The sequence below is a fragment of the Hahella sp. HN01 genome (genome assembly GCF_018986435.1).
Lineage (GTDB): Bacteria > Pseudomonadota > Gammaproteobacteria > Pseudomonadales > Oleiphilaceae > Hahella.
In genome coordinates, this window is sequence record NZ_JAHMIN010000003.1 from 150,154 (window position 1) to 163,820 (window position 13,667).

11 protein-coding genes are annotated in these 13,667 nt (G+C 43.5%); 3 read left to right on the plus strand and 8 right to left on the minus strand.

The annotated features are described in order from the left end of the window. Nucleotides 1–3 precede the first annotated feature (3 nt). Together KP814_RS04445 and KP814_RS33325 are read right to left on the minus strand one after the other, a co-directional pair. A complete protein-coding gene (locus tag KP814_RS04445; RefSeq protein WP_216735614.1) occupies nucleotides 4–1,293 on the minus strand; it encodes a polysaccharide pyruvyl transferase family protein in 1,290 nt (429 codons plus the stop codon). Between the two features lie 49 nt (nucleotides 1,294–1,342). Beyond that, nucleotides 1,343–3,325, minus strand: a complete 1,983-nt coding sequence (locus KP814_RS33325) for an acyltransferase family protein (RefSeq protein WP_216735615.1) — start codon at nucleotides 3,323–3,325, stop codon at nucleotides 1,343–1,345. A gap of 268 nt (nucleotides 3,326–3,593) precedes the next feature. Here KP814_RS33325 and KP814_RS04455 point away from each other — a divergent pair, with 268 nt between their 5' ends. Next, a complete protein-coding gene (locus KP814_RS04455) occupies nucleotides 3,594–4,859 on the plus strand; it encodes a glycosyltransferase family 4 protein (protein ID WP_216735616.1) in 1,266 nt (421 codons plus the stop codon). 5 nt (nucleotides 4,860–4,864) lie between these two features. Then, entirely contained in the window at nucleotides 4,865–6,238 is a 1,374-nt protein-coding gene (locus KP814_RS04460) for a phenylacetate--CoA ligase family protein (RefSeq protein ID WP_371824031.1), read from the plus strand. A 107-nt stretch (nucleotides 6,239–6,345) separates the two neighbouring features. Here KP814_RS04460 and KP814_RS04465 read toward each other — a convergent pair whose 3' ends face one another. Further along, on the minus strand, nucleotides 6,346–6,942 hold the full coding sequence (locus tag KP814_RS04465) for an acyltransferase (RefSeq protein ID WP_216735617.1): 597 nt from the start codon (nucleotides 6,940–6,942) through the stop codon (nucleotides 6,346–6,348). 206 nt (nucleotides 6,943–7,148) lie between these two features. On the opposite strand from KP814_RS04465, the gene KP814_RS04470 reads away from it, so the two are divergent. Beyond that, a complete protein-coding gene (locus KP814_RS04470) occupies nucleotides 7,149–8,069 on the plus strand; it encodes a hypothetical protein (protein WP_216735618.1) in 921 nt (306 codons plus the stop codon). Between the two features lie 50 nt (nucleotides 8,070–8,119). On the opposite strand, the gene KP814_RS04475 is transcribed toward KP814_RS04470, so the two are convergent. Genes KP814_RS04475 through xrtA form a run of 5 tightly spaced genes read right to left on the minus strand, consistent with a single transcriptional unit; the run spans nucleotide 8,120 to nucleotide 13,581 of the window. After that, entirely contained in the window at nucleotides 8,120–9,253 is a 1,134-nt protein-coding gene (locus KP814_RS04475) for a glycosyltransferase family 4 protein (protein ID WP_216735619.1), read from the minus strand. Then, the gene (gene cysC, locus KP814_RS04480) at nucleotides 9,246–9,869 is read right to left on the minus strand and encodes an adenylyl-sulfate kinase (RefSeq protein ID WP_216735620.1); all 624 of its coding nucleotides are present in this window, start codon (nucleotides 9,867–9,869) and stop codon (nucleotides 9,246–9,248) included. Before cysC ends, KP814_RS04475 begins: the two co-directional genes overlap by 8 nt. 16 nt (nucleotides 9,870–9,885) lie before the next feature. Further along, on the minus strand, nucleotides 9,886–10,995 hold the full coding sequence (locus KP814_RS04485; protein ID WP_216735621.1) for a glycosyltransferase family 4 protein: 1,110 nt from the start codon (nucleotides 10,993–10,995) through the stop codon (nucleotides 9,886–9,888). A gap of 8 nt (nucleotides 10,996–11,003) precedes the next feature. After that, complete coding sequence (locus tag KP814_RS04490) at nucleotides 11,004–12,029, minus strand: polysaccharide deacetylase family protein (RefSeq protein ID WP_216735622.1); 1,026 nt, start codon at nucleotides 12,027–12,029, stop codon at nucleotides 11,004–11,006. Nucleotides 12,030–12,060: 31 nt separating this feature from the next. Then, nucleotides 12,061–13,581, minus strand: coding sequence for an exosortase A (gene xrtA / locus KP814_RS04495; protein ID WP_216735623.1), 1,521 nt, complete (start codon nucleotides 13,579–13,581; stop codon nucleotides 12,061–12,063). Nucleotides 13,582–13,667: the final 86 nt, after the last annotated feature.

Sequence of the window (13,667 nt, forward strand, 5' to 3'; positions counted from 1 at the left end):
TGGCTATTTGCCCCTGAATAGCTTAATGAGCTTAATTAACGTTGGGTTTTTACTTTCGACAAGCCAAAAGTAACAGGCATTAATAAGCAGAAACGGAATGGCTAATGCGTAGCTAGCTAAGTGCGCTCTTTTTCTTGGGGCGTGCTTGATAATATCTTTTATGATATCTGCATTCTTCAATGCTTTGCTATTTAGGCTGACCAGAGAGGACTTTAGACTCTCTGAGTCCAGAGGGGGGAGGTTTGAAATGGTTGCGCCGACTTTCTCTAATGAATCTAGCGCATCTATCGGTACTACTTGGCCTCCTACGCCTAATTCAGTCATTACTCTAGCTATTTTGTCGGCATAATTTACGGCTATAAACTTAGTGCCAGCAAGGCCTGATAAAATTAGCGCATGTAGTCTCATCGAGATTATATAGTTAAGCTTGGCAAGCTTTTCAACTATCTCCTCAGGGTGCTCCAGCGGCGTGTGCATAATAACCCTTTCTTTTTCCGGTAGAAGCTCGTATAGCTTATCCATTATGGCTTGATCTGAATAAGGAAGGCCAAACTTAAACTCCTTATCAATCTCCAGCTTGTCGCCGTTTTTGTCTGTAGCATAGGGAATGAAAGGAAATAAGTGTATATCACAGTTTAGTTGCTTGGACTGTTCAGAAACGTATTGCGCTAGTACCTCCAATCTTTCGAGTGTTAGCGCTCTATCGTCTCTCTGTGTTGAGCGTAAGCAAACTCCGATGCCTGATTTTATAGGCTCAACGGGGCGATCTTTATATAGAGCAAATACAACATCAGCCGTCACCTCGGTTTTTTCAGGTGGAGTGTTGAATGACTTAATGACTTCGTAGGCGGAGTTATCTCTAACCAGTAACTTGTCGGCAAGCTTCAATGTATGGCGAGTGTAGCTCTCTGTCAGAAATGACATTCCATGTCGGTCTGCACCAACACCTAAAAACACCACAGGAATCTTAAAAATTCTGGCTAATGGGAGTAGCATTAAATACTCCAGAGCGCCGCAGATGAGTTCACCGCCACCAATAACAACGAGATCTGCTTTTCTAAACTCACTAAGCAAATGGCTCCAGTTCTTTGGATAATGCAAAGTGTAAAGGTGCATGTAACCTGTAATAGACTCTTCTCGGCTTCTATTGTCCGAGCATAGAGTGGTGTAAGTCAGTTTGTGATCTGGAAGGGCACTGCTCAATATCTTTTGGATCGCGATAACTATCGCATCATCCCCAACGTTCTCTCTTGAGGCGTGAGCATGAAGCACGTGAAAGTTATTTTTTTCCATATGTCTTCTCATGGAGTATAAGTTCAAAAAAGTTTAACTAATAGTTTGTCTAATTGTAGCTTTCTGCTGCTGATAGTGGCTTGATAAAGATATATGCGATATTTTCGGACATCGTGCGAGTTATGTGATTTCCATCTCTATAAATTGGCTTGTCATCTTTTGTCGCTGCACAGCTAAACTCATCACAGAATAGTGGTTGGACGGCTATGACATTGACTAAGCCGTTAGTTTTTGCTTCGTTAAATATCTCTCTTGCAAACTCCTGACGCCGATTATAGTCATCAACTTTTGGTTCTATATTAATGTCAACGTTTAGTAGCTTTGAGCGAGCAATATTCTCTGGAACATCAAATCCAATTTCTGGAACCTGCTCTACTACAAATACCTTGACTCCCTTAGCCCTTAGTTTGTTTAAGGTCCTGAAAAACGAGCTTCTAAATACCTCTCTATTATGCTCAAGAGATGTGTGAGCGGTGTCAGAGGTTCGCAGATACACTGTTGAACCGTGCTCGTGTTCGTAACGTAGACCATTTGCATACAAGCTCCATCTGGAGGCAAGTATAACGGTCTTTACTTTGGGCATGTTTTCTATGTGTGAAAAAATAGCCTCGTTTATTTGTGGGCACTCTGAGAAGCCCTCCGCCGACTGATAAGCGTCGAGTAAAGGAATGCAGCCGCCTCTTCCGACAAACTCACCTTTAAGCGCCAGTTTACTTAGGGCCTTATCAAGCGCTGGCATTAAAGCCTCTCCGTGCGAGTCGCCCCACAATAACACTGATGCATCATTGTTGCTATCGGCTCCCAGGCTGCAGAGGTGGGAGTGGGAGCCGAATGCCTGGTTGTCTTTCAGGCATGCTGATAGGTCTGGTTTATCATTTGCCGCATCTGCGATAACCGATATCTTCTCATCTACTCGAGAGGGTAGTCCTTGTGAGGTAATGGTTATGAAGGAAATGATGCTAAAGAGTGACAGAGTTGCTGCACTTGTTATTAGGGTTGGCGTTCGCTTCGAAAGAAGCTTTTTCTTTCTAAATGGCGTCTCAATGTATCTCCAATTCAAATATGAAAGAGAAAATACTAATGCAAAGTAAAAGGCTAGGTGTAAGTCTGTTATAGGGGTGATTATATAAAGCTTCAGAAAAACCAGCACTGGCCAATGAAATAGGTACAAGGAATATGAAATTTTTCCTATAAAGTTGACTGGTGATAGGGATAGTAACCTAGAAACATAGATGCCTTCATACTGCCCTGCATAAATGATTAGTGCAGTGCCAACACAAGGGGCAAGTGCGGCATAACCAGGAAATGGTGTTGCGGGTGTGAAAGTGATAATGCTGAGCGCGATTAGGCTAAGCCCACCAAGAGAGATAATATTTGCTGTAGGTCGTGACAGCTCACCTCTAGGGATAAAAACTAAAATAGAGCCGATCATCAGTTCCCAAATGCGTATGGGAGTGAAGAAAAAAGACGATTCTGGGTGGCTCTTAGTGAGAACTACGCCCAACACCAAAGACGATAAAGCAATTGATGCAAGCAAAAGAAAAATTCTCTTGCGGCCTAAGCTGCATATAACCAACAAGAGAGGAGGGAAGAAGATATAAAACTGCTCTTCGACTGCAAGAGACCAAGTGTGCAATAGTGCGTTGGTTTCTGCTGGGGCTGCGAAGTAGCCAATCTCTGTCATTAGGTAAAGATTCGAAGAGAAAAGAGTTGCTGATAATGCGTTTTTACCCAGGTTCTCATATTCATTCGGCAATAAAATCAGGTATCCTGCCACCAGCGTCAAAGCGATAACTGTGAACAATGCGGGGAAGATCCGTCTAACTCTCCGCTCATAGAATGTAAGAATGGAAAATTCACCTTTCTCCATTTCAGCATAGATAATGCTGGTTATGAGAAAGCCAGAAATGACAAAAAATATATCTACACCAACGTATCCGCCGGAAAATCCTTGTATTGAACTGTGGAATAGAATTACGGGAACAACAGCAAGCGCCCGAAGGCCATCAATGTCTGGTCTATAGCGAAGCACAGCAACCTCTGGAAAAGGGGGTAGAAGGTGGACGTTTAAAAAGGCGGTATTTTACACAGTTATCTACGTTTTTTTAACTGTTGTGCTATGGTTCTGTTAACTTAGTAGTAAAGATTTTACGGCGCGAAAAGGTTGAGTTTGAGTAAGGTTAGGTCAGATGGATTAGGTTTCGATTTTTTTGATCACTAGAAATCCTGACTTTACAGCAAGTTATAATAGAGATTGTTATCATTAGGCTAAGGCTATAATTATCTATTGTGGGAATAGTATGGGGAACAGATCACCTTCAAAAAAGCCAAAACTGTTATGGCTTTCACATTTTATACCGTACCCGCCCAAAGGCGGGGCTCTGCAGCGTAGCTTTAATTTGCTAAAGGAGGCGAGTAGATATTTTGATATTGACTTGTTTTCTTTGGTGCAAAGTTTTCCTGTTAAAGAAAACTTTGGAAGTCTTGAAGAGGGGATTAAAGTTTGTAAGAACGAACTGTCGAAGTACACAAGCTCAATTGAATTTTTCTATATTAACTCAGAAAAAAATAAGCCAAATAAGGCGCTTACCGCCATAAAGGCAGGTCTGTCCTCATCCCCTTATATAGAGTACTGGCTAAAATCTGACGAGCTATTGGCTAGGTTAAAGGATATAGGTGGGAATGACAGCTATGATCTTGTTCATTGTGATACGATTGGTGTCGCGCGCTATGCAAAGGAAGTGCTTTCAGCTAAAAAGATTTTGAATCATCATAATATCGAATCTCATATGCAGTATCGAAGGGCTAAGGGCGAAAAACACATATTAAAGAAGCTGTATTTTTATTTGGACGCAATGAAAATATATAGCTTGGAGAAACGATATTGCCATGAATTTGATTTGAATATTGTTTGCTCAGATTTGGATGCTGAGAGACTTGTTGATAAGCTACATGTTGATACTCATGTCGTTCCAAATGGAGTGGATACAGACTATTTTTCCTCCTCATTTAATGAAAGAGAGGTTGATGATTCTCTCATTTTTGCTGGAGGGATGACGTGGTATCCAAATTTTCAGGCTATGGAGTTCTTTATTAAAGAAGTTTGGCCATTGCTTAAACAAAGAAGACCAACAATAAATATAACTATAGTCGGAAGAGGTGGGGATAAACTACGCCCGCTCGTTGGAGCGGAAGCGGCGATCAAGATAACTGGCTTTGTGGACGATGTAAGACCATATATTGAGAGAGCGAGCGTATACGTATGCCCCATTTTTGTTGGCGGTGGAACAAAACTTAAAGTTCTTGACGCATTATCAATGAGTAAGGCTATGGTGGCGCACCCGATAGCGTGTGAAGGCATAGACGTTGAGCAGGACAAGAATGTCGTACTTGCTGAAACACCAGAAGCTATGGCTGATAAGATATTGTATTTACTGGATAAACCGTCATTAAGAATTGATCTTGGGAGGGCTGGGAGAGAGCTCATTGAACGACGCTATTCCTTTAAGGCTGTTGGTGATGATATGGCCGAGAAATACTTTAGCCTTCTTGATAATGGAGGATAATTCTGGTGGATAGTCTTTATCAACTTATGCCCCCATTCATGCAGAATATTGCGCTAAGCATGTATGGACTTCAGCTAAAAGTGAGGAGATATGGCGGTATTTATCCTGGCTATAAAAAAGAGCTGGATGAGTATATGGCGTCCATGGGGGACGTAAACATAGTGAAGGCGTTTCAAGCTTCCAAAATAAGAGAGTTGGTCAGCTACGCTAAAAAAAATGTTCCTTACTATTCAGAGTGTTATAGATTACTCCCGAATGAATGTGAAATAACTCTAGATAACTTCTCATCTGTGGTCCCCATTCTTGATAAGTCTACATTAAAGAGCAGAAGCTCTGAGTTTAGATCAAAAGAAAAGTGTAAGGACATTGTTACCATAAACACAAGTGGGTCAACAGGGTCGCCTTTGAGTATTGCATGTACGAGATCTGCGCTGCAGAAAAACTACGCCCATTTTGAATATTTTTTAAATTCAAATGGCGTTAACAGCTTTGATCGTAGCGCAACTTTTGCTGGGCGAAAGATTTTAAGCTCTGACTCCGGGGCTCCTTTCTGCCGCAAAAATTTCACTATGAATACTTTGTTGTGTTCATCGTATCATTTGAGTGAAAAGAATGTTGCCAGTTATATAAATGAACTGAATGACTGGGCCCCAATATATATCGACTCCTATCCCTCAGCAGTCTACGAGTTAGCCTGCTTAGCTAAAGTAAAAGGGTTGGTGCTTAATAACAAGCCAAAATGTATAGTGACTTCAAGTGAAACATTGTTCTCGTATCAGAGGCGGGAGATTGAAGACTTCTTTGAATGTAAGGTATATGACCAGTACGGGCAGGCAGAGATGGGAGGGACTTTGGCGCAATACAACTCTGAGTCCTTATATACGGCAAATCCCTTCTATGGTCTGGTGGAAGTTCTTGATGAGGAGGGGAGGCAGGTTATGCCTGGCGAATCAGGAGCATTGGTGCTGACGGGGTTCATAAACTCTTACATGCCTTTGATAAGATATAAGATAGGTGACAATGTAACAGTGGCGAATTCTGAAGACGCGTTTGTCGGGAGTCATGCTCTAAAGATCAGCGAGATCGTTGGCAGGGAGGATGATGTAGTTTTAACTCCTGAGGGCAAAAGGATCGGTAGATTGGACCCTGCATTTAAAGGAGTCGTTGGAATTGGAGGATGCCAAATTGTGCAACATGCGCTCGACAAAATTGAGTTGAGGATAGTGCCTCAAGGAGAGTCTGCTGATAACGGTGTTGCTGAGTTAATTCAGAACCTGAAAGAACGATTAGGAGAGTCTATTACTTTTCAGGTGACCAAAGTCCAAGAACTGGAAAAGACCAAAAGCGGTAAAGTGAAAGGAGTGATCTCAAAGCTCTAGACTTCCTTTTTCTAGCGACCAGTCTTGGTGGTGATTCTTGCCTATGGCCGCTAAAGCTTTCATGCTTAGCGGCTCTTTGTATAACTGGCCAAATCCATTAGGGCCTTTTAGTTGGGGGGCTGCTGTGCAAGAACTTGGGCTGGGTTCCCTGCTGCGATGCAGCCAGCAGGGATGTCGTTTCTAACGACGCTTCCTGCGCCAATTACACTGCCGGCGCCGATGGTGACTCCGGGTAAAATGATGGTGTTAGCGCCTATCCATACATTGTTGCCGATGACTATGGGCTTGGGGGTTCCTTTTGTGTTAAGGCGCTCATGCGGGGCGGTTAGGCAAATGTTATGTCCGCTGCAATCCATTATTTGGCAGTTTGCTGCAATTAGGCAGCCTTCCCCTACCTCTATTGATTGATAGGCATGTAAGCACGATCCGTGAATTCTTGTGTCTTTTCCAATAGTTATGACTGCGCCGGGCATATCGGCCATAAGTTTTACAGAAGAATGCATATTGATATGGTAACCTTTATTCAAAGAGTTAACCGTGACGTTGTCATGGAGGACAACCTTGGCGGAGGGGTGAAGCATGATGCTCGGAAGCCCCTTAAAGGTTACGTTTTCTCCGATTATCAAGCCTTTTTTGCGGCTTAAGATAAACTTCGTGAGTCGTGTGTAAGCCTTTTTCAAAATTTTTTGAAAATTGTATTTCATTGACTGATTCTCAAGTTTTCTGATCGCTAGAAGGTTATCTTTGTTAAAGACGGCCGATTCCTAGAAAGAGCGGCTCCGAGATGTTGGCAAAAACTGCGCTTGTGCTCCAAAACCTTGCTATTCTTATATAAGGCGTATTTGGTAGTTACGTTGTAGTGGGCAGTTGTCTGCATTGATTTTAAGAGTTTTTTGAGGGTTTTACAGACATGAAACTTAAAAGCATGCAAAAAATTCCAGGATTTACGGCTGGGCTAGTGCTTTCTTGTTCGATGCTCACTACGTCCGCGTTAGCGGAAACGGCGGAATATGTTTATAAGGAGAACTTTGCTGGGACAAGTCTGTCATATGACGAGTTTGCGGCCAGCAGTGTGCCGATATTCAAGTGGTGGGGGCTTGGTGGCACTGTAAGTGGCGAGCAGTATAAGGCTGTCGATATCAATGGTGAGGTTAATACGGGTCAGAAAAAGAGCCTTAAGTTTCTGTTTAAGGGGGTCGCCGATGGTAAGGACTCATCTGTAGAACAGCGCTTTCGTATACTTAAGCCCCAAGTGTCAGTTTTAAGTATAACGTTTGACCTTTTTATACCCACTAATTTTACACATAGAACGCAATCCTCTACAGCGAACAATAAATTTCTTGTCCTGTGGTCTGGCGACTACGGCACAAGAGCATCCCTCAACTCAGTAGCTTTTGAATACTGGCCTGCTACTGTCAAAGGAGGGGCGGAAGGAGACTCGGTTTTGTCATACCACTTAGGGCCTGGAGATAGTGACTGGGGGCATAAAATTCCCTCCGCTACTCCAGTGTTCGCAGCGGCTGATCGAGGAAAGTGGATCAACTACAGAATTGATATAAAGCTTGCAAGTGCCCCCGGGGCTACTGACGGATTTATTACGGTTAAAAAAGGGGGGGATACGCTTTTTAATGTAACGGGGCTGGCTAATTATTCGTCAGCGACAGACATTAATGGCGATAATGGCAACTATTTGGATCAAGGCTACTTTTTAGGATGGGCTAATAGTGGTTATAGTGCCGATACTGCCTTTTACATGGATAACTTAATGATTACATTGGATAAAATCCCTGGCGTCAACCCTCCTAGCGCCCCATCAGCTGAGTTGCAATAGTTTCACGATATGTGAGTGAAGTTGGAGAGTCTCTCCCCAACTTCACTGGGCTACAGGAATTGGTTGACGAGGCTTGTCAATTTTGAAACCTGTGCTTTATCTGAAAAAGCTTCAACGATTCTCTCCCTTGCATAGCTGGACATTGTATCCCTCTGGCTATTGGAAGATAGCAAACCTTGTATTTTTAATGACAGTTGCTCTGAAGAGCCTGGCTGGAATAGAAAGCCGCTTTTGCCGTCAATGATCGTTTCGCTAAGTCCTTGAAGATCTGACACGATCAGCGGGAGTCCAGAGGCCTGCATTTCTATAGATGACATCGTAAATGAGTCCCAGCCGACAGAGGCGATTATTCCTGCGAAACAGCTTCTGTGTATCCTCTCAAGATCATCGCGATACCCTCCAAAGATAACTTGTTTTTTTGCCTTTTCTGTTAGAACTGCTTCGTAAGGTGAGGCTTCGTCATCTTTGTTTCCGAACAACAGGAATGTCACATCGCTTCTTTGTTCCACGATGATATTGGCTGCTTCTGCGATAACTCTGACGCCTTTTCTTTCTTCAAAATGGCCCGAGTAGAAGAAAAGCTTGTTATCTCGCGGCAGGTTGTAAAGGTCGTGTGCATAAAACCGGTCATTACTGTCTGGACGGTATTTGCCTACGTCGACGCCGAGATAACACACGGCGGTTTTGCGTTTGCTTATGCCGCGGCCCAGATAACCTGACTTTTGCATCGCAATTGACTCGAAAATGTATAGATCTGGCCCCTGCCGGTACCTTGATGCGTCAAGTTTCTTTAGTATTAGCTTGACTCCCGAGTTGAGGCTGCTCATAGGGGCGCCCCAATAGGATATAAATGCTTTTATGCCGGCGGCTCTGGCGGCTTTGTAGTAAGGTAGGGACAGCGGTTGATCAAACCCAAACAGGATGGATATGTCGTTGTCTTTTATATACTTGGCGAATTCCGCTATCCTGACGGCGTCTGCTTCTTTGTCCGAAAATTCGAGATAATTGTTGTAGCCACCAGGGGGGTAAGTTGGTATTCCTTTTGTGAAGCTAGGGTAGCAAAGGTGGATGTTGTTGGGAGAATTAACTAAATTTAAGCCCATTCTCCAAAATATTCGCTCTAAAGAGCCGATTGCATATCCCGTATTGCTCTCGCAATGATACAAAATCAGTATTTTACTCATTTTCAAGGTTTCTGAGCGGGTTGATAAATTTCCTTTCTTCAAGGTAAGAAATTATTTTCGCAATTGATTCTTCTGTGCTTTCTTTGCTTGTATCTACGACGATGTTAGGGTGCTCAGGAGGCTCGTAGGGTGAGTCTATACCGGTAAAATTCTTGATGTCGCCTTTTCTCGCCTTTTGATAGAGGCCTTTAGGGTCGCGTTGTTCGCAAATGTGGAGAGGGGTGTTGACGAAAACCTCTGTGAACTCTCCATCAGCAAATAAGGTTCTCACCATGTCGCGATCTGCTTTGAATGGTGAAATAAATGCGGTCATTACTATAATTCCCGCATCAACGAGGAGCTTGCTAGCCTCAGCTACACGGCGTATGTTTTCTATTCTATCGCTATCCGAAAAGCTTAGGTCTTTATTTAGTCCGTGTCTTACGTTGTCGCCGTCAAGTACGTAGGTGTGGTAACGCCTCTTATGAAGCTCAATGTCTAAGGCATTCGATAACGTCGACTTTCCTGATCCGCTCAAGCCTGTAAACCATATAAGACAAGGCTTCTGTCCTTTAATTTTGGCGCGGTCCTGCCGTTGCAGCTTAAAATCCTGCCATACAATATTGGTGTCAACCATTCAGAATTCCTCCTGGCTATATTAGTTCAAAATAAAGTTTCAAATACTTAGGGGTGATGGCGTATGCGTCAAAGTTCTTTGCCAGATGACTGTAGCCATGTTCGGCTATGAGTGATAATTGCCTTGGGTCTGAAACCAATTTGGCTAGTGCATTGGCGTAACCCTGCTCCGAATGATCTGCAACTAACACCCCGGCTTTTCCATTATCTAGTACTTCTGGTATGCCCCCTACGTTGTGGGCGACAACAGGTACGCGAAGAGCTAGCGCCTCAAGTAAGGTCATGGGAAGCCCTTCGTGATCTGACGGCATAACTAAGATATCAAGCTTTCCTATTTCTGGTGTGGATGGGTCTATAAAGCCGGTGAACTCAATAACATTATCAAGCTGCTGTTCGATGACGAGCTTTTCCGCTAACAGTCGAAGCGGTCCATCGCCAATAATCTTGGCTCTAATATTTAGCTGGGGGAGGCGTTGGGTTAGAGCTTTAACGGCTTTGATAAACAAATCTACTCGCTTGACGCCGACAAGCCTGCCAACGAAACCAATTGTATATAGCTCTCTATTAGTTTCAGGTTTTCGCAGCTCTTGAATCTCTGAGCTGTTGATAAAATTAAAGATCTTAACAACTTTGTTTGAATACAAGGCTCTTAAAGATTGCTCCAGCTGTGTTGAAACAGCGATTATTCTGTCTTGATAAAATCTGGTAAGGAGTCTGTCTAAGTAATATATCGCTAATTTGTGAGGCTTAGTCCATGGTAATTGGGTTTCTTGGTTGCCATGGATAGTAGTGACGGATTTCATGGTTTTGCTGGCGATACGGGCGAGAGAGCCAACTATGTTTTCTTTGAATCCGTGTGTGTGTATGAGGTCTGCCTTCTGGGCGAGAAGATGGGATCTTGTCTTGAAAATCAACTGCATAAAGGAGAGCTGACTTTCAGGAGCAATGGTCACCGGCATTCCTAAGGCTTTCAGTTTGTCAGCAAGGGCGCCCTCATTAAAAATTATGGCTGAAACTTTAACTTGCTTGGAGGCAACCAGAGCTTTGCATAGTTCGTAGAGTTGCTTCTCTGCTCCGGCCCATATATCGCCAGAAGCAATATGGGTTATATGAGGTGGATTTTGCATAGACAAAGTCAGCCCTTACTGAGGGTGGAAAAAAAGCTAAGCTTTGTGCCGGCATTTCCGTCATGAAGGTTGTGTCTTTTTAGGCGCAGTAGGGGAGTCGTCGCCTGATTGTTGCCTACAACGGTGGTGCACGCTATTACGTAATTCGCGTCAACTAATGCTTGCGACTCATTAGACATACTTCCATTTGGATAGCAAAAAATGTCAGTAGGCGTGTCTGTTAGTTGAGATATTTTTCTTTTTGACTCGACAACCTCGTACTTTAATTCATCTTTTGAATGAAGTTTATCTAAGCGGGAGTGGCGACACGTGTGAGAGCCAAATTGGATAAAGCCTGTGCTTAGCAGTTGCTTGATGTCGCAGTCACTGACTAACTGGTGTGTTATAGGTAAAGAGGCGCTGCTTTCGAGAGTGGAAGATATAGTCGCATTTATATTTTGGTACAAGGTGACTTCATCTAAACTTTTGCACAGGTTGATAATGGGATCCAGTTCTTCAGTGTCTGGAGGGCTTGACCAGTCAAGTTTTGCGCCCAGCTCGCGCAGCCAGTTGAATTGAGGGTGAGATAGCGCTTCAGGCTTGTTGGCCGCCGTTGTTTTAAGAAGGTATAGCAGCTTTTCCGGCCAAAAAATGAAGTCGGTACTAATGTAGTCCGCGACTAAAAAGATTGTGCTGTGAATTTCTTGGCTTGCTAAAAAGCTGGTAACGTACTCTTGATTATCTTTCCAGCCATCATCAAATGTTACAGCAAAATAGAGCCCAGGCTTGAGTGTATCCCTCTTATCTCCCCATTCTGTCAGGGATATGGGGTTACCTCCCGCCTCTTTTAGCCAGTGTATATGATTTTTCAGGTGTTCGGGGGCTATCATCATACCTGGCTGCTCAAAATTTCGACGAGGGTCGTCTAAAGGTAGTGTGCGATGATAGGTAAGAATATACAGCGTTGGTTTGTTAAAAGACTTCGCTTTTAACTTGAACTGTGTGTAGTTAATGGATTGAACTACATATTTGACGGCGTTTTTTAATGCTTTCATAGCTTTGGCGATTAGGCAACTGCGTGCCAGTTTACTTAAAAGAATTGTGCGCGATTACTGATAGAGAGAGGAGTTCCTCTCTATATTCTTGGCAGCTGCTAATAGATGAGCAATATTTTGCTATAGCCAGTAATCCACTGGAATCTCTTCCTGTGAGTCTAGCAATTGCACCAAATAATTTAGCCTTCAGGTCTGTATTGGCTGTGAATGGGCCAATTTGGTACCAGTGGTAGATAATTACGAAGTTGTCTTGATTTGACTTGCTTCTCAGTATCGTTTCTTTTGCAGCGATTCCTTTCTGGATGGAGGCTGGAGCCGCATTTGAACTTATCAACGTCCACTCTTTATCATCAAACAGATGATTATCATAATAAACCAGCTCTTTGCCTTGATGTTGTTCGACGTACCAGTTGACGCTAAGTTGCAGGTTATCTCCATTTGAGTTTATGTAAACGCCGGTGGCCTCCAGATCTGCGTTGTGAAACCTAGGCTTCCAAGCAGTCTCCTTTAGAAGGGGTCCCTTCCAGGTTCCATTGCCAACAGGTAGTTCATTGGAAGTTAAAACGCTTCTTTCTGAAGGCTGAGTTAGGGAAAGGAGCGAGATCCAAGTTGGTGATATCAGCATAATTGCTACAGCAATGCCGAGGCGAATATAGGTTGGAGTGAGCGATGGCGTAGCAGTGGCATGGGTGGAGCTTGGCGAACTGGTGGTGGATTCGCTAATTGCGTCTGGTGCGCTTTTTTCAATGAAGTGTGCGGTAATAAACACTGGTAACAGGCACACAACAGCAAAAATGATCCAACCATAAACTTCGTGATCGTTAACGAGCGAGCTCTGCATATTTGTTTGATAGCCAGCGTAGATAATGCCAAATACACGAATCCAGTTCGCAAGCATTGAAAAGAAGATGCTAAAAGAGAAGAGCAAAAGGCTTCGCTTGATGTCTTTGAGATAAAGTATTCCGTAGACATTAGAGATAAACATGGCGACGAGTAAGTAACGGGAGCCGCTGCATCCGCCCGCTACAAAGAACGTTCCTTGGGGGATTGTTATGTACAGGTCCCTTATTATAGCGGGTATGTCAAAAGCACTAAGTAGTATCTGGTTGGTGAATACGGTGATGCGCTGCAGTAATGGCGCGATGTCATCCCACACAGGGAGGGCGAAGAACAGCAAAGAGAGTGTTGGAGTAATTTTTATAAAAAATTGTTTTCCATACAAAAACATGCCAGAGAATAAGATAAAGCAAGGCAAACTGAGTGTGGCGACGGTTTTGACATCTGCTGCTTTTGCTAAAAGATGGGCGGCGGCTGTCAGTAATAGTGCGGGTAAAAAGATCCACCAGCCATTTGGCTTAAGGAGCATGGCGTCGTGGCGTTTTGTATAGAGAAGCCACAGGGTTACAAAAAAGACCAGAAAGCCATGTGTGTAGTCGTAGGAATCATTCCACAACTGGAATAGGGATAACCACTCTTGCCAGTAACCTAGGGAAATGGTCAGTAGCACAAGTGAAATTGTGGTTAGGTTGAATCTCTTTAACTCTGACGGCATTGATCGCACAACTAAAATTCAGTGATTGCGCACTATAAAGAAGAATAAAAACGGAGATCAACTGGTTTTATACCCTGGCAACCTTC